A 16,555-nucleotide genomic window follows, 5' to 3' on the forward strand; every position below is an offset into this window, starting at 1 on the left:
GGCAGTCCAATCTTTGACTGTATTGTACTTGGTGTTCTACTTTAACTGTATCTATTTTAACCGTATCTGTAGATTAGGCAATATCTGCTTTAGCACTAAGCGACAGTTAGTGACGTTTATAAGCGTTGATAGTTATTAATGAGATTGATAGCTACTGATGAGATTGACAGTATGTACTGGTTTTATATTAATTAATTAATAATAAATATATGTTAAAAATGGGAGGGGCTATGGAGAATTTCGATAAGTATGCTGAGTATACTAAATCTGAAAATTGGGGCGAGATTTGTCGGTTAAACGGTGTTGAGCTTGATTCATTTGGTACTAAAAAAGAGCTTAGAGTATTATCAGAATATTTGGAAGCCGATGAAGTGGTGTTTGCTCTAACCTCAGGTATTATGGATCAAACAGAGACCTCAAATTCATTTGATTTTGGTTCAAATACGTGGCTTGTGGTTTTAACCAGCGATCGATTTTTGTTCCTTGACCATGCGATGTTAACCAAATCTGTTGATACCCAAAGCATTCGTCATGATCATGTGCAAGCTGTATCTGCCTCTCAAGGATTTATGTTTGGCAAGATAATGATTGATTTGGGCAGTAGAATGTTAGTCATTGATAATGCTCATAAATCAACGGTTAAGGTAATTGCCAGTTTGGCCAATAAGTGGCTAAAAGAGCTGGCCGATAAAAAGTCGCAACCAACTGCTTCTGCGAATGCTACTTATCAAACCCCATTATTCGATATGTTAGAGCGCTTAGATAAGCTTGCTACATTAGGTGCCCTGACAGATGAAGAGTTCGAATACGCTAAGCAAAGATTGATTGCTTCTGAACAATTTCAAGCTGAAAAAGCGCGTTTCTTATCGTCTCTACCACAATAGCTTGACGATAAAGTAATAAAAGTCATTAACTAGTAAACGCAAAAACCAGTTATACCACAAGAGTATGACTGGTTTTTTTATTTGTTAGGGTTAAATAAATAAGGTCAAACAAATAGTTTTTCTTCGAAGCAACTTCGAAGTTCTATGTTGATATCTAATCAATTATCTAGTGAAGGTCGATAGGCCGTAATGTTGACTGACGTGCAGACAAGGTGAAGAAAACATACGCCAAGCTATAGCTAATGGTCAGTGACAGTAGCATAGACACTAAGGTATGACTAAAGAAATGGTCACCAATAAGCATTTTATATAGACCCAGTGTCCAACCAATGGCGGTTACTGTTTTAAAAATTAGGTAACGATGGCGATATAAACGCGGTAAAAAAGCAAACGCATATAATGCAAATCCAGTGCTGGCATGAGCGGCTGGGAAGCAGCTATTAGTTGAGTCAATTAAGCTGCTTGATCCACTTAAACCACTGGCTAGGCTATGACCAATACCAAGATAGGGCTGAGTGCCGCCAAATAAGGCAAGATCACTGGGACAACTGACATGGGTTGCTGTTTTTAATAGGAAAATGCTGGCAGGTATCATCATCAAAGACACGATGAGATAGCCGATTTCACGGTTTGATAATCCGATGCTAGGTAAGCCGATAATGGCATTTTTGGTTGGCGGATGAGCGTTATCTTTATGTTTGGCTGTGCCGTGATTGGTAGAATGATTGAGCTTCAGATTACTGAGGAATGTCAGCAATAAAGTCACACCAAACCCAATCAACAGGTATTTGGGTACATCATAAAATATAAAAGTCAGCGGCTGCGCGCCTTTTGATAACAGCCAGTGCCCATCGACAAAAAATAATCGATTAATTAATACATCTAATTGGCTATGGTCAAAACCAAAGACGGCGATGAGGGTCAAACACATCAGCTTAAAACAGGTGGCGCTGTCAAAATGATTGCTGCGAGAGTTCATTTTAGTGATTATCCATTTTAAATTAAATAGACAGGTGGTGAACTGGCCTGATGGATTTAGTATAGGCAGCAAAGTATGAAGATAGCGTTAAGGTGAGACGGTTTATTTGGTTTAAATTTGTGTTTGGTTATTTACCTCGCGTTAGAGGTAGGTTTATTCATTTAGATAAAACTCAGCCATACCATCAAGCTCAGTTTTTACTTGTTTCCAATGCGGCATGACTTGAGTCAGGAGTCGCCAAAAGCGCTCGCTGTGGTTGTGCTCAGCGATATGACACAGTTCATGCAATATGACGTAATCAATGCATTCTTTTGGCGCTTTGACCAAATGCGGATTCAGCACCAAGTTGCCTTGAGCCGAGCAGCTGCCCCATTGTTTTCGCATGGTTAGTAGCTTAAAGGATGGCGATGCGCTTACCCAATGTGCTTGAAATAATGCCAAAGTAAGACGTTCAGCAAATATAGTTTTTGCTTTTTGTTGATACCAATTATTAAGCAGGGACTTTACTTGTTTACCACGTTTATCTGCATCATCGATCGCTTCACTAAGCGTAACCGTCAACTTACCCCTTACCAGCTTGACGTTAGGTGCTTCATCAGGGTCAACCACCACTTTGAGTACATAACGACGACCCAAATAAAACTGTGGTTCACCGCTCACATAGCGCCTCGGCAATACACGATTGGTCTGACTTTTGAAGTCTTGTAGATGTTGCCAAATCCAGCGAGCACGCTTTTTTACAGACGACTCAACAAAGTCATCCGTTGTATTCGGCGGCACGATGACTTCTACTCGCTCATCAGGATGTACCTTGATACGCAGCTTACGAGCATTGTCTTTATGCACCAAGGTATAAGCAATCTGATGCTCACCGTAATAGAGTATCCGAGCTTGATGATTTCTATCGGTATTCATGAGTTATCACTCATCATCATTGGCTTCTAGATAGCCCAAGACGCGCGATATTAATCACCTCATCTGCCAGCTGTTTTGCATTGTCCATACCGATAGCTTTAAACAGCATCGGGATAAGCTTTAAGCGAATGTCTTTTTCCATCTGAGCTGGATTTAATGAGTTCTCGTTAACCGCTTTATTCACCGCTTCGTCAATGTCAAAAGCGTATTTGACCATAGCCTCTTCATCAAGTCCGTTATCTGCCAGATAGTCGGCATCAAACAGATGTTTGAATAACCCAAAATAAGCCTGCGCATGCTTGTTGTGTTTGCCCGACTCATCAACAAAGGCGTTGGGTACATCCGGCATATTGCGCGCTTTCACATCTTGCTCGAAGTCTGCAAACATCATGTACTGCTTGACCGGGGCATCGAACATGGCCTTGGCGTCTTCAATGGCTTGTTTTAACAACTTGGAGAAGTGCTCTTGAGCATACGGGTCATCAGCCAAATCTTGCTCAATCATTTTGGTGACACGGCTGGTTATTTTATCGGTTTGGTTGCGTGCTTCCGCATCACTCAGCTGCTTAGGCTTGATGTCTTTGCCTAAGTTATTGACCAGATAGGCGCCTTCGGGCTCTTTGACTTCAAGACCTGCGATATGCTTGTTCAGCAGGTTTCGGATATCATCCTCATACTCGTCAAAGTCGATGATCTCGTTGGCATCTTCACGCACTTGTTTACGCAGCTCAACAAAGGCTTTTAGGTCTTGCTTATAGCGCTCACGCTTACCCTCAAAGGCCGGATCTTCGAAGTAGGATGCTGATTGCAAAGCCACTTTCATCACATTGCTAAACTCAGTCAAAGCAGAATAAAAGTCATCACGCTTCTTAAGATTGGCATCAATAACGACGCCGTCTATTTCTTGCATCTTAGGAGATAGCGACTGACGCAGTGCCTGACCGTCTTGCTTATTGCGGACATCGGAGAAGATAGCCCAGACCTTTTTATGCAGCATGGGCAGTTTTTTATATTCCGTATCCATCGCGTGATACATGCCAGCCAAGTCGTCAATATCAAAGCCGCCTTGGGTACGCTCTGCTAGGTCTTGATACTTCTCAATGGTGGTATCGAGCTCTTTTAAGATACCGCGATAATCAATCAAATAACCAAACTGTTTATGCTCATGTAAGCGGTTCACGCGGGCAATGGCTTGAATCAAGTTATGACTTTTTAATGGCTTATCGATATACAGCACCGTGTTTTTGGGTTCATCAAAGCCAGTGAGTAGCTTATCGACCACGATCATAATATCGGGGCCGTCTTTTTTGCTAAACTCATCAATAATATCTTTGGTATAGGTGGTGTCATCCATGCCATATTTGGGTGCGACATTCTGCTGCCACCAGTTTTGAACAATGTCTTTGCTCTCTGCATCGACCACTTCATGACCCTCACGGGTGTCAGGCGGTGACATAGCAACCACGGAGGTAACTTTGCCTATTGCATCGAGGGCGTGCTTGTAGCGGATAGCTGAGGCTTTTGAGTCACATGCCAGTTGTCCTTTTAAGCCTTGCTGCTTAAAGTTTTGGAAGTGGTCTGATATGTCATGCGCAATCAGCTCAATACGACCTTCGACTTGATACACTTGACCTTTGCGTGAAAACTTTCGTTTTAAATCTGCTTTTTGCTCAGTGGTTAGCTTTTGAGTAATACGATCAAACCATTTATCTATCGCGGCATCATTGGTATTGAGCTCAGGTATACGCTCTTCATAGAGTAGGGGCGTAACGGTCTTATCCGCCACCGCTTGCTGCATGGTATACGAGTGGATGATTTTGCCAAACTTGTTTTCGGTCTTATCGTCTTTGAGTAGTGGCGTACCGGTAAAGGCAATAAACGCAGCATTAGGCAAGGCTTGTTGCATACGGATATTATTCTCACCATTTTGGCTGCGGTGACCCTCATCGACCAACACAATGATATTCTCACTGGGGTTATAAAACTCATCGTATTGCGCCGCTGCCCCAAACTTATTGATAATAGAGAAGATAATACGCTCATTACCGTGACCGACCTTTTTGGCCAAGTCACGGCCAGATAATGCTTTCGCTTTGGTTTTGTCTTTATCACTGAGCGCACCGGCTGAGATAAAGGTGCGTGCAATCTGGTTTTCCAAATCAATACGGTCGGTCACCACAAACACGCGGCATTTTGCCAGTTCAGGCATCCATATCAGTGCTTTGGATAAGAACACCATGGTAAATGACTTGCCACTGCCTGTGGTATGCCAAATCACGCCGCCTTCACGACTGCCTTTGTCATCAAGCTTACTAACGCGTTCAACCAGTGCCTTAATGCCAAATACTTGCTGATAGCGCGCCACAATCTTACCGGCACGGCTATCAAACAAGGTATAAAAGCGGGTCATATCCAGCAATCTGTCAGGGCGCAGTAGACTGATAATCAATCGATCTTGATCAGTTACGGCAAGCTCACCTGCGTTAATCAATGACTCATATTCCTGCCTATCACTGGCTTTGCGATGTCCAAACAGCGCATCTAATCCATCTTGGCTAATACGCTCATTTTTAAGGCGATTAAATTCTGCTTCACCAATCTCTTCTTCAGTCCATTTTGACCAAAATTTCTCAGGCGTATTACAGGTAGCATACAGCCCCTCATAGCCATTAATCGCCAGTAGCAATTGACTATAAGCAAACAGATGCGGAATATACTTTTGACCCTGATTGCGCAGATGCTGCGAGATGGCTTGGCTATTGGTAGATTTGTGCGGATTATTAGAGTCAGGGCGTTTGGCTTCTATCACCACCAGTGGCAGACCATTCACAAAGCAGACGATATCAGGAATCACATTGCCTGTGGCATCGGTGTTTTGTACCACCATCTCTTCGGCGACGTGATACGCGTTATTATCGATGTTTTCCCAGTCGATTAGCTGAATGGTCGGCGAGGTGCGCTTACCGTCAATAAATTCAGTCACACTCACGCCATACAGCAGCGCATCGTATATGGTCTCATTAGCGCGTAGCAGACCTAAGTTCATCTGCGGATTGAGCTCGCTTATAATTTTATCAATGCTTTTGTCTGACAGATGATGCGACTGACCTTCAAACATAAAGGTTTGCTGACTCAAAAACTCACGCAGCACCGGCAACAGCATCACTTGGTTAGTGCTGATTGAGTTACCGCCAGTATGGCTGCTCGTTGCTTGAGCGTTTAGTTTAGACTGGCGCAATTTCAAGCACTGTTCAGGCGATAGATAGCGATAACCCAAATTCATTAATAAGGTGAGGGCAGGTATCTTGGCACTAAATTCTTCTTTGAAGTTAATACTTGGGCTAGTGTGCATATCAATATCAAATCCCGATTCAATCATCATCAATCTCCAGCACTGTGCTCAACGCTGGCAGGGCTGGGTCGGTGTACTTAAGTGTGTTGTTATGGTTATTATCTCTATAAATCACTATCACTATAAGGTTATTATCTCTAAATGAACCGCTTTAAACAATGTGAACTCAAGATACACTTATCTCGATAGCTTTTTATCCAGCCAATAATAACAACCGGCACACAGCACACCACTGATGACAATAACCGTCAGCAGAACTACGTCATCAACCGATACACCCTTTCCAGGTCTACTAAACAACAGCGGTGACAACCCATAGACAAAGCCGCTAACCAGCACAGTAGCGAGGCTAAGTTTGCCAAATGCTTTTAACAGCGTGAGGTAAATAAAAAATGGGATATAGACTAATAGGTAATAGAAATAAAAGGTGTATAGGGTTTTGAATAAGCTGATAAACTCTGCGCTAACTGGCAGCTCAAGGCTTTGTATCAGGCTATCAAACTGCATACTAATAGCAAAAGCGATAGCAAGCACCAGCGCACCCACCAAAGGCGGTATAAAGAGTTTGTTAACGGTATTGACGACAGTTTTAAGAAGGTTCATTTTGGTGGGCAAGTTAGGTCATCCTTGATTTGTTTAATGCCTGGGTTTATATAAGATAGGCAAGCGTACCTTATCCTATTTATGTGACGATACAGCCAAAAGCACTAACTCTGTGAGTCTTTAATCCACCATGTAGAGCGTACAGCACTGCTTAAGTAGCCAATCCCGCTTTCCGCTACTATCTGCCGAGCTCATGGCGTGCGGTCTATCGTGACTAGAGTCGTTACTGCTGCCACGACACCGCCGCTAGCCACAGTCCGCAGCGCCATGACCTACGCCAGTATATCCGCTGCAATCGGGGCTAAACCACACCTAAGGCAACGTTTATAGTTTTTAAAAGATAAGCTTGCGATGTATTAATCAATAAAATACCTATCAAATTTAGCTATTATTGATTAGTTAAATAGCTTATCAATAATTATTTTTTGAACTTCAGGATGAAACTCTTCATACATAGTATTTGAGCGTACGTTATTTTTCTCGATTTGTTTTTCAATTGTGAACTTGTCAGTAACTACCCACTTCACATTTCGACCAATACTAACAATTGTAGAATCAGTTACTATGACATTATCTAAGATAATACCAATTGCTTTGACAGTGATGGGAGCACCAAATGCAGCAGCTTTGATGTAAATAATATCACCTACTTTTAGTGATTTAATAAACTGATGTAGTTCTGGCGCATCATCTTCACCCCAGCCAGGACCTGCAATCCCATTATCAATAAACTCCTGACTGACGTCTTCATCATAGTATGCACCTACTGCAAATATAGCCATTTTTCAATCCTTTTAAAGGTAATTTAATGGGTAGCTTAGACTCTATACATTACCAAATATATTGCTTAAATTCAGAATTTATATTCTCATTAACTGAAACCACATTAAAGCCATTTATGATAAGCTCTTTAACAACTGTAGCAGCAGGATGATATTTGCTAGTAGTACTATGAGAAATTGGAAGGATTGTATTACTAAACCCTTCTAAAGCTTGTAAATCAAAATCATTTTTAGAGCCATGATGAGGCACTTGAATAACATCAACAAAATCTACATAGTCAGGATAAATATCCTTGAGTTTATAGCAATGGAAATCACTATCACCAGTATATATACATCCTGACATACAGAGACACGTATAAAAACCGTTTAAACTGAAAGAAAGATATTTACAAGATTTGGTATGGTAAGGTTTATAACTATCAGAATTATTCGATAAATCTGGTCCAGAGTATAAAAGCATGGAGTTTTCGTTAATTTTCCCTGCTAATTTATCGTAAATAGAATGTAATATTGGACGAATAACAGCACTTTTTAAGCTATTAATAACATAGTCGGCATCATTCTCTAACATATTAGTACTAAAACCTACTTTATTTAATTCTCTGCTTAGTAGAAGCCTACGTACCTTGTCTTCATAGTTATAAGGAATAAATACCCAATTTATTGTCTGATTACTGATTGACGATTGAATAGTTAAAGGGGTACCACTCTCAATCTCAGTTATTGATTTAGATTCACTATTTATTATATCTTCTAAGATAAGAGGTCTATAATCTCTATTTCTATCTTCGATATCATTAACTGGTAAAACTTTAATAATAGTAGTATTAGAACCAAAATAAGATTCTGGGTCTTCAATTATTTGTCTGAGTTCTGCGGGGTAATGATGATAAAAATTTAATAATAAATTTCTTTGCTGGTTGTTTAAAAGAGGAAGAACAACCACTTTAATCTGTTTCGTTGATTTTTTTAAATCAGGTATGGATGATATATGGTCGTTGTCGAAGTGGGATATAAAGAGTATATCTACTACTTCATCTTTAAAAGCCTGTTCAACTATGGGTCTTGCTCTTACATGAGAGGTCGTTCCACAATCATATACAATGTTGAAGTCACCATGACGTTCTGAATAGAAAGCACCTTGACCTACAGGATGGAATGTACGTATCATCAAACTAAACCCCAACCCTAACTTTCCCCGTCAACAACACCTGCATCAACGCCTTTTTCTCTTGCTGTAAATCGGCAAGCTGTTGTTCCAGCAATTCGATTTCTTTATCGGCATTGGTTAATACCGCAACGATTTTTTGTTGTTCTTCGAGACTACTAGGAATTTGGACAGCTATATTAGCTAAATCTCTACCATAAACATGAATGATAGTAATACCTTGAGCTTTACGGGCAATTTCATGTTTTTTGAAATGTGTTAAAAGGTGAGCCATGAATATTGGATTTATAGATTTCTTTGGTCTCAAGATATTGATGTCACCTCCAAGTAGAATATCATCTTCAAGGACAGCAGTGGCATTAGCTAAATCTATTCCCGTAGTAGTGGTAGAAGCAGGGATTAAAACATCCCCTTGTTTAGATTTAATAGAGTTTGTTTCTAATGTTCTGCTTTTTACATCTCTAATAACTTCTCCATAGTATGTATACAGTTCACCATATAGGACACACTTATTACCACTATCGGTAATTTGACCTTTAGATATACCTTTACCTCGTTTGAAAGAGTACAAGTCAGATAATTTTAAGTTCTCCCACTCACCCTCAAACGGTTTGCCATTTCCATCGAGCAAACGCTTTTTACCGGTTAACAACTGTTGCATCAACGCTTTTTTCTGCTGTTTACTGTTATCAATCAAACGCTCAGTGGTATCAATCGCATTATCCCAAGTGGTTAGGATTTTGGCGATTTTTTGTTGTTCGGGTAGAGGAGGCAGCATGATTTTAAAAGATTTGATTTGTTCAAAGTTCAAACCTTGTCTGTTGCCGCCTGCTTGAAACCTCTCAATTTGTTTTTGACCCTCAAAAGATAACAAGTTGTATTGTAGAAACTTATTATCTAAATCCTTTTTTGGTCTAATTATACATACGTGCTGATTTACGTTAGCTTCTTTTAAAGTTGACATAGCAACTCTTCCAATTGAGGCACCGGTTATGTTCAATAGAACATCCGACTCAATGACTGAGCTGTTTTTCATAGAGCTATGCTGTTCTTCATCTATATAGGCAACATCAGATAAATCTAAACTACCCCATAAAACGTTTTGGCTTCTAATTAATGGGATTCCATAACTTTTATATGTGCTACTTCCTCCTTTAGGGGTTTTACCACTACCGATTTTATCTGTTAAACTTCCAAGCGTTTTAACTTCCCATCCATTAGGCGTCATAACCAAGCTCCTTAAGATAGTGTTCCATCTCAGACTCTAAGCTGGCAAGCTCTGCTTTGAGTGCCAAACGCGCCTCACGTACCGCCACAAGATCAATCTCTGCCTCAGGCTCAAAGGTATCGACATAACGCGGAATGTTTAAGTTAAAGTCGTTCTCTTTAATCTCATCAAGGCTGGCAACATACGCATACTTATCAACAAACTCACGTTTATTATAGGTCTCAATGATTTTTGCTAAGTTCTCATCCGTCAGCTTGTTTTGGTTCGAGCCCGACTCATACTCACGACTGGCATCGATAAACAACACCGTATCGTCCGTTTTATTCTTCTTAAACACCAATATCGCCGCAGGAATCCCCGTACCAAAGAACAGCTTTTCCGGTAAGCCAATCACCGTATCAAGCAAGTTTTCTTCAATCAGTTGCTGACGGATTTTGCCCTCACTTGAGCCACGGAACAGCACACCATGCGGCACAACCACGCCCATACGACCGGTATCGTTTTTCAGCGTTTCAATCATATGAGTGATAAATGCATAATCGCCCTTGGTCTTAGGCGGCAAGCCACGATGGAAGCGGCCATGCTCATCATCAGCGGCATCCTCGAAACCCCATTTGCTTAGAGAGAACGGCGGGTTAGCGGTCACCACATCGAATTTTAATAAGTTGCCTTGGTCATCAAGCAGCAGCGGATGACGCAAGGTGTCGCCCCATTCGATACGGTGGTTGTCCTCACCATGCAAAAACATATTCATTTTTGCCAGTGCCCACGTTGAGCCAATCGCCTCTTGCCCAAACAGCTCATAGTTTTTGCTGCCTGAGTTTTTGCGTGCCATCGCGCCGCATTTAATAAGCAGCGAGCCTGAGCCACAGGCTGGGTCACATATGGCATCACCCGCGACAGGGTTTAGAATAGTCGCCAACAGATTTGACACCTCAGGCGGAGTATAGAACTCGCCCGCACTCGCGCCAGAGTCGGCAGCAAAGTGCTTAATCAGATACTCATAGGCATTACCAATCACATCAAGGCTACCCACACGCGATGGGCTAAGGTTGAGCATCGGCTTACCAAAGTCTTCAAGTAAGTGACGCAGCAGCTCGTTTTTCTTCTTCTCATTGCCTAAGCGGTCGGTGTTAAAGCTGATGTCTTGGAACACGTTTTTCAGCTTATTACCGTTGGCCTCTTCAATGGCGTGTAGCGCCTCGTCAATACGCTGACCATTGCCGGGCTGATGACGCTGCTCGTATAAATCCCAAAAGCTGGCACCATCCGGCAACACAAAGCGCTGGTTGCTCATCAGCTCTTTGACCAAATCCGCATCGCCATACTCCTCCATCAAGGTGTTGTATTCATCACGGTACACATCGGACAAATACTTCAAAAACAGCATGGTTAAGATAAAGTCTTTGTAAGTATCGGCGCTAATCACACCGCGGAAGGTATCACACGCATTCCAGACGGCTTTGTTAATCTCGGATTGACTGATTTGGGTGGTGGGCATGAGAAGGTCCTTAACAGTATGAATAGGGATTGGCAGTTGCTCATAACGACAGCACTCAACACCTGCGTACAGATATTGAGTGGGTGTAGGGACAATGAGGGCGTGTTGTCACGGAAGGATATTGTAAGGTTTATGTTTAGCCTAAGCAACTGTTCGCAACGGGTAACAATAGGTAGCAACAGGCAGCATTAGCCACATTGGTCGCTCTTATCGCTTACCAATGATTTAGTACGCAACGGCTTAATAGCTACTGCATTATCACTAACCAATAGCTTAATACTGGCAGCTCATAGGATTCATAAAGACTTTGGTCAACGGGCGATAATCAATATCACTATAAGAGTAAGTTAGGCTGTAATTATTGGCCTTCATAAACTCATTAGATAAGAAATAATCCTCACAAGCCTCTTGCTTAGCTTCAGGGGCGGTTAACGCCTCAATAAACGCTTGTTTTTCTGTGGCATCTAACGGGGCGGTAATGCGGTACTCGATAATGGCTGAGCGTGAGGTGAACATGGCGGCAAATACTTCAACTACGCTGTTCATCTGTACCGGTAGCGACTTGCCATAGTCGTTGCTGACGATCTTAAAGGCTTCGCGTACCAGCGCAGGATCGGTATAAACATAATTGTCATCGACAACGCCGGCATTTTTTAACATCGCATCCATTTGTGACTCAGCAAATGCGGCATTAGACAGGAGTAAACAGCAAATTGCTGGTAGTGCTTTTTGTATTAGAGCGTTCATTAGATCGTCCAGTGATTAATTAGTGGGAATAAGTGCTTGATTATAGCATTGAGGATTGATGGGTAGGGGAATAATTGGGGTGGGTGAGGTTATCAATATTGATTAGCTATTTGATGAAGTGAGGCAATGTTCAACTTAGAATTGCGCAATATTAACGTAATTTAACATATTAAATCTTAAAGTCACCGTTAAATAATTGAACCACAATTGCGATAACTGTTAATATATCAGTGTAAAGAATTAAAACAATTTTCAACGCTAAGCACAATAACTTAAATGGAGAAAATAATGCTTACACATGTCCCTGACGTAACTTTTAAAACTCGTGTTCGTGATGAATCTATCGGTGGTGAAAACCCATTCAAATGGTATGATTTAACCACTGATGAATTATTTGCCAACAAGAAAGTAGTGGTATTCTCACTACCTGGCGCATTCACACCAACCTGCTCAACCAGCCATTTACCACGTTACGAAGAGCTTTATGATGAATTCAAAGCACTAGGCGTGGACGAAGTGGTTTGTGTATCAGTAAACGACGCATTCGTTATGTATCAGTGGGGCCTAAAACAAGGTCGTGAAAAAGTATTCTTACTACCTGACGGTAACGGTGAGTTCACTCGCAAAATGGGTATGTTAGTTGAGAAAGACAACCTAGGTTTTGGTATGCGTTCATGGCGCTACTCAATGGTTGTTGACAACAAAGAAATCAAGAAAATGTTTGTTGAGCCAGGCTTCCAAGACAATTGCCCAACTGACCCATTTGAAGTATCTGACGCAGACACTATGTTAGAGTACTTAAAAAGCCAGAAGTAATTAGACTCATAAATGCTTAACTGGCTGAGCCATTAAGCATTGATATTGATAGTCTTAATTATTTTATAAACTGCACCGCTTTAATTTGAAGCGGTGCAGTTTTTTTGTGGGTGAAGGTTTTGGTGCTATTATTGCAAACTGTTGAATCTAATAAAGTAAGAAATCTAATAAAGTAAGCCGTTTTTAAGGAAGGGAAAGCCCATGCTTCGTTTTATTGCGCGTCATAGCACCTTGATTATGCCACTGTGCGCCGTTGTGGGCTTTATCTCGCCTGAACTATCCAATATGGTGTTGGCCTATTTGCCAGAAGTACTGTTCTTTTTGATGTTTTTTACTTTATTGGGCATCGATCAATACGCATTATTTAAGCGTATTATCAGCCGCTATGTTTGGATTTTTGCGGTGCTGCAAAGTGCGGGTTTGAGTCTATTATTGGTCGCTATTGCTTATCTGCTCGGTGTTCGAGGTGACTTGCTATTGGCCATAGCCGGACTAGCAGCCACAGCACCTTTGTTTGGTAGTGGTGCGCTGGTTAATGCGGTCGGCTTTGATGCGCTATTGGCAATGGCAAAAACCATTGCTGCCACATTGGTAATGCCGGTTACTTTGCTAGCGGTGCTGTGGCTATTGGGTGATACAGATGCCCACTTGGATCTGGTAACTTACTCCAAGCGCTTGGTGATATACATCATGATGCCTATGTTGCTTGCAGTCGTGGCACGTCGGCTTATCGCACCGGCTACTTTGGCTCGATACTATCCAAAAATTGCTCAGTTTAATATTTTGCTGCTGCTTTTATTTCCATTGGGACTGATGGCAGGGTTTCGCCAGACTTTTGATAACAATCCATGGGAGGCTTTATCATTATTGGCATTAAGCTCTGTTTTGGCGTTGTTTTTTTATTTTAGTGCCTATTTTACCTATCGCCGTTTTGGCTATGAGAACGCCATTGTTGCCGCCTTAGTTTGCGGCGGCCGTAATGTATTACTCGCTTATACCATCACCGTTCCGTTTATGGGTGCTTTGTTTTTACCATTGCTGGGTGCATTTCAGTTGCCAGCGTTTTGCTTGCCGATGCTTGGTAAGTATATGGTTAAGCGTCATCGAGCGAGAGAAGAATAGAGTAGGGGTTTGCGGGGTTTAACTGAGGTTTAAGTTTCTAAATGATTAAGTCTCTAAGGAATATCAAGTAAAAATTAATATTCTGAGTCTATAACTCTTTTTATGATTAAATTAGGAACAACTGTGAAAGCAAATATTACAGGTTTTGGACAATTGACTGGTTCAGAAATAGAAGCTTTTGAAAAGAAATACTCTATAAAGCTTCCTCAGGAGTATAGAGCTTTTCTATCTAAATATAATGGGGGTACAGTAGATCCAGATACTTTTGTATTTCACGATGAAACAGATGCCTCCAGCATAAATTATTTCTTAGGGATAGGATTAAAAGAATACTATTATAATTTATCCTATACATTAGATATGTTTAGGGATAGGGTTCCTGATAACTTATTTCCTATAGCTAAAGACCCAGGTGGTAACTTAATTTTAGTAGGTTTATCAGGAAATGAGTTAGGCAAAATATATTTCTGGGATCATGAGTTTGAAGCAGATGGCAGTAAACCAGATATGTCAAATGTTCATTATTTATCTTCGAGTTTTGATACGTTTTTAAATGGACTTCACGAATTCGTCGATGATGAAATTGAAGAAGACTAAAGTCTGTAACTATCCTTCAAGCAGTCGAGCTATTAAAACAGCTGTCTTAAGTCAGCTTTGCTAGAATCTTAGGCTTGGCAAACATAGTCAGGGATGTGCCACTAAGCACAACAATAGCGCCAACCAACATCATCAAAGAAAGTTTTTCGTTTAATAAGATAAAGCCTAGCAGAATGGCGAACACAGGAATTAATAATGTGACAACGGTGGTTTTAGTCGGTCCAATCGCTTGAATAAGTTGATAAAACAATACCATCGCAACAGCCGTTGAGAAAAGAGCAACCATAATCGCTGATCCCCATGCTTGCCAGCTGATTGAGTGAGCTGGAAAATAGAAAATGACGATAGGCAAGGTTAACAATCCTGACGTTACCAGTCCTGATGAAGCTATCGTTAACGGCTTGATACCCGATAAATAGTGTTTGGCAAGGTTGCCGCCAATTGCGTAACAGACACAGGCACCAATCGCCATAGCAAACGCATTCATACTGGTTTGTGTACCAGAGGTCATGCCGTTATACATCAGTAGGATAACGCCAAATAGTCCAATAATTAGACCTAATATCTGCCACTTAGTGAGTGCTTCTTTAAAGAATACATAAGCTATCAGTCCCGTCATCATGGGTACTGACGCATTAATAACTGCACCAGTGCCTGCATTCATATCACCCAGTGCAAAAGCATAGAGCATAAACGGAGCGCCTGTGCTTAATGTGCCAATCAAAGACAGTTTTAACCAGTTTGCTTTGAACTCGCTAAAGTGAGAGGGTTTAAGAAGAATAGGAAGCATAGCAATTCCAGCTAATCCGACACGTAATCCTCCAAACACAGGTGCACTAAATTCAGGCACACCAACACGCATAAAAATAAAGGATGCACCCCATATAAACGCCAAAAAAATAAAGATACTGTAAGTTTTTATTTGAGTCATATGCTCAGCGCCTATAATAGATATTCCATTAAGTATAACGACTATTTAGCTATTTATACCACATCTTCCTTTCCAACAGGGTACATTTGGCAGGTTTTTCTGAATCAATAACTTGTCCAATACGAGGTGTAGCAGTTGCAACGATAAGCTGGTCACTTTGTGGTTTGCCAGCTTAATCTCCTCAAGTCGTTACCAGAATGTTTGCCGATGTTGGGCAAATTTATACCCTGGCCAAGTTTCAGGTGGTTCTTTCCTTTAAACACCCCTAAAAAAGGCCTACCAAATATGACGGTAAGCCTTATGTGCTTAATGAAGTAAGTTGAAAGTCTAAAAAACTCCAATTTTTAAAGGCAATAAAAAGCCGCCTTGGAGTCGGCAGAAGTATTCAGTTATTAAGAATAGTGATTACGAAGATTGTGATACTGCTACTGAATGTGAGCATACAGCAAGAACAATTTGTTCAACCATCGTGCCTGGAAAAGCAATATGGATATTCTCTGGTGTTATATATTCACTTTGGTGGCTTTTTTTCACCTCATTGTTCAACCCATAAGCTATGTAAGCAGTCTGTGTGTATCTATTTTGCTGGCAATCAACCACATAAAACTGCTGAGAAAACTTATATCCAGCATTAAGATAGTTGCCTTTTAGATAAATATGCTTAACAAACGCTGAAAAATAAACACCATTTGGATCTTGATTTGTTCTATATTGCTTAACTGAATCTGTATCAATCTCAAATTGAGTAGTGTCATCAATCGTAATCCCTAAATTTACCCAATTATTGGCATTCGCTGAAATACTGATGGCGCTAACCACAAGCATAGAAAGAAGCTTTTTCATATTATTATATCCTGATAGAGAATTAAGTTTAAATGCTTGATGGTTTCTAAAGACTTACTATTATATCAATATACTTAACTATAT

The 16,555-nt window shown here is 40.9% G+C and carries 15 protein-coding genes; 4 read left to right on the forward strand and 11 right to left on the reverse strand.

The genetic code is table 11. The features are described 5' to 3' along the window. Nucleotides 1-230: 230 nt before the first annotated feature. On the forward strand, nt 231-884 hold the full coding sequence (locus tag A6J60_RS00395; RefSeq protein WP_193777989.1) for a PH domain-containing protein: 654 nt from the start codon (nt 231-233) through the stop codon (nt 882-884). A gap of 166 nt (nt 885-1,050) precedes the next feature. On the opposite strand, the gene A6J60_RS00400 is transcribed toward A6J60_RS00395, so the two are convergent. The 9 genes from A6J60_RS00400 to A6J60_RS00440 all read right to left on the reverse strand — a co-directional run bounded on the left by A6J60_RS00400 (nt 1,051) and on the right by A6J60_RS00440 (nt 12,162). After that, nucleotides 1,051-1,863: a phosphatase PAP2 family protein gene (locus A6J60_RS00400; protein ID WP_096064240.1), complete on the reverse strand. Its 813-nt coding sequence runs from the start codon at nt 1,861-1,863 to the stop codon at nt 1,051-1,053. Nucleotides 1,864-2,016: 153 nt separating this feature from the next. Then, complete coding sequence (locus A6J60_RS00405; RefSeq protein WP_096064241.1) at nt 2,017-2,778, reverse strand: M48 family metallopeptidase; 762 nt, start codon at nt 2,776-2,778, stop codon at nt 2,017-2,019. A 16-nt stretch (nt 2,779-2,794) separates the two neighbouring features. Further along, the gene (locus A6J60_RS00410; RefSeq protein WP_227526005.1) at nt 2,795-6,160 is read right to left on the reverse strand and encodes a type I restriction endonuclease subunit R; all 3,366 of its coding nucleotides are present in this window, start codon (nt 6,158-6,160) and stop codon (nt 2,795-2,797) included. A gap of 147 nt (nt 6,161-6,307) precedes the next feature. Continuing rightward, nucleotides 6,308-6,745, reverse strand: coding sequence for a hypothetical protein (locus tag A6J60_RS00415; protein WP_127891420.1), 438 nt, complete (start codon nt 6,743-6,745; stop codon nt 6,308-6,310). A 383-nt stretch (nt 6,746-7,128) separates the two neighbouring features. Beyond that, nucleotides 7,129-7,515 (reverse strand): hypothetical protein, encoded by a 387-nt coding sequence (locus A6J60_RS00420; RefSeq protein ID WP_096064243.1) that lies wholly within the window; start codon nt 7,513-7,515, stop codon nt 7,129-7,131. A gap of 49 nt (nt 7,516-7,564) precedes the next feature. After that, nucleotides 7,565-8,689 (reverse strand): MBL fold metallo-hydrolase, encoded by a 1,125-nt coding sequence (locus A6J60_RS00425; protein WP_096064244.1) that lies wholly within the window; start codon nt 8,687-8,689, stop codon nt 7,565-7,567. 4 nt (nt 8,690-8,693) lie between these two features. Continuing rightward, nucleotides 8,694-9,914, reverse strand: coding sequence for a restriction endonuclease subunit S (locus A6J60_RS00430; RefSeq protein WP_096064245.1), 1,221 nt, complete (start codon nt 9,912-9,914; stop codon nt 8,694-8,696). Then, nucleotides 9,904-11,415, reverse strand: a complete 1,512-nt coding sequence (locus A6J60_RS00435) for a type I restriction-modification system subunit M (protein ID WP_096064246.1) — start codon at nt 11,413-11,415, stop codon at nt 9,904-9,906. Before A6J60_RS00435 ends, A6J60_RS00430 begins: the two co-directional genes overlap by 11 nt. Before the next feature lie 273 nt (nt 11,416-11,688). Continuing rightward, a complete protein-coding gene (locus A6J60_RS00440; protein ID WP_096064247.1) occupies nt 11,689-12,162 on the reverse strand; it encodes a hypothetical protein in 474 nt (157 codons plus the stop codon). Between the two features lie 288 nt (nt 12,163-12,450). Between A6J60_RS00440 and A6J60_RS00445 the strand changes: the two genes are divergently transcribed. The 3 genes from A6J60_RS00445 to A6J60_RS00455 all read left to right on the forward strand — a co-directional run bounded on the left by A6J60_RS00445 (nt 12,451) and on the right by A6J60_RS00455 (nt 14,697). Next, on the forward strand, nt 12,451-12,978 hold the full coding sequence (locus A6J60_RS00445; RefSeq protein WP_096064248.1) for a peroxiredoxin: 528 nt from the start codon (nt 12,451-12,453) through the stop codon (nt 12,976-12,978). Nucleotides 12,979-13,179: 201 nt separating this feature from the next. Beyond that, nucleotides 13,180-14,100, forward strand: a complete 921-nt coding sequence (locus A6J60_RS00450; protein WP_096064249.1) for a lantibiotic ABC transporter permease — start codon at nt 13,180-13,182, stop codon at nt 14,098-14,100. 123 nt (nt 14,101-14,223) lie between these two features. Further along, complete coding sequence (locus A6J60_RS00455) at nt 14,224-14,697, forward strand: SMI1/KNR4 family protein (protein ID WP_193777990.1); 474 nt, start codon at nt 14,224-14,226, stop codon at nt 14,695-14,697. A 46-nt stretch (nt 14,698-14,743) separates the two neighbouring features. Here the strand turns inward: A6J60_RS00455 and A6J60_RS00460 are convergent, their stop codons facing one another. Both A6J60_RS00460 and A6J60_RS00465 read right to left on the reverse strand, forming a co-directional pair. Further along, nucleotides 14,744-15,628 carry a DMT family transporter gene (locus A6J60_RS00460; RefSeq protein WP_096064251.1) on the reverse strand — a complete coding sequence of 295 codons (885 nt, stop codon included), beginning with the start codon at nt 15,626-15,628 and terminating at the stop codon, nt 14,744-14,746. A 405-nt stretch (nt 15,629-16,033) separates the two neighbouring features. After that, entirely contained in the window at nt 16,034-16,471 is a 438-nt protein-coding gene (locus A6J60_RS00465; RefSeq protein WP_096064252.1) for a surface-adhesin E family protein, read from the reverse strand. Nucleotides 16,472-16,555: the final 84 nt, after the last annotated feature.

The organism is Psychrobacter sp. FDAARGOS_221 (genome assembly GCF_002313155.2).
In the GTDB taxonomy this organism is placed as follows: domain Bacteria; phylum Pseudomonadota; class Gammaproteobacteria; order Pseudomonadales; family Moraxellaceae; genus Psychrobacter.

Coding starts and splice junctions, on each gene's coding strand:
- A6J60_RS00395 (WP_193777989.1), top strand. CDS start 231: ATGGAGAATTTCGATAAGTATGCTGAGTATACTAAATCTGAAAATTGG.
- A6J60_RS00420 (WP_096064243.1), bottom strand. CDS start 7,515: ATGGCTATATTTGCAGTAGGTGCATACTATGATGAAGACGTCAGTCAG.
- A6J60_RS00430 (WP_096064245.1), bottom strand. CDS start 9,914: ATGACGCCTAATGGATGGGAAGTTAAAACGCTTGGAAGTTTAACAGAT.
- A6J60_RS00460 (WP_096064251.1), bottom strand. CDS start 15,628: ATGACTCAAATAAAAACTTACAGTATCTTTATTTTTTTGGCGTTTATA.
- A6J60_RS00405 (WP_096064241.1), bottom strand. CDS start 2,778: ATGAATACCGATAGAAATCATCAAGCTCGGATACTCTATTACGGTGAG.
- A6J60_RS00400 (WP_096064240.1), bottom strand. CDS start 1,863: ATGAACTCTCGCAGCAATCATTTTGACAGCGCCACCTGTTTTAAGCTG.
- A6J60_RS00425 (WP_096064244.1), bottom strand. CDS start 8,689: ATGATACGTACATTCCATCCTGTAGGTCAAGGTGCTTTCTATTCAGAA.
- A6J60_RS00440 (WP_096064247.1), bottom strand. CDS start 12,162: ATGAACGCTCTAATACAAAAAGCACTACCAGCAATTTGCTGTTTACTC.
- A6J60_RS00450 (WP_096064249.1), top strand. CDS start 13,180: ATGCTTCGTTTTATTGCGCGTCATAGCACCTTGATTATGCCACTGTGC.
- A6J60_RS00410 (WP_227526005.1), bottom strand. CDS start 6,160: ATGATGATTGAATCGGGATTTGATATTGATATGCACACTAGCCCAAGT.
- A6J60_RS00445 (WP_096064248.1), top strand. CDS start 12,451: ATGCTTACACATGTCCCTGACGTAACTTTTAAAACTCGTGTTCGTGAT.
- A6J60_RS00465 (WP_096064252.1), bottom strand. CDS start 16,471: ATGAAAAAGCTTCTTTCTATGCTTGTGGTTAGCGCCATCAGTATTTCA.
- A6J60_RS00435 (WP_096064246.1), bottom strand. CDS start 11,415: ATGCCCACCACCCAAATCAGTCAATCCGAGATTAACAAAGCCGTCTGG.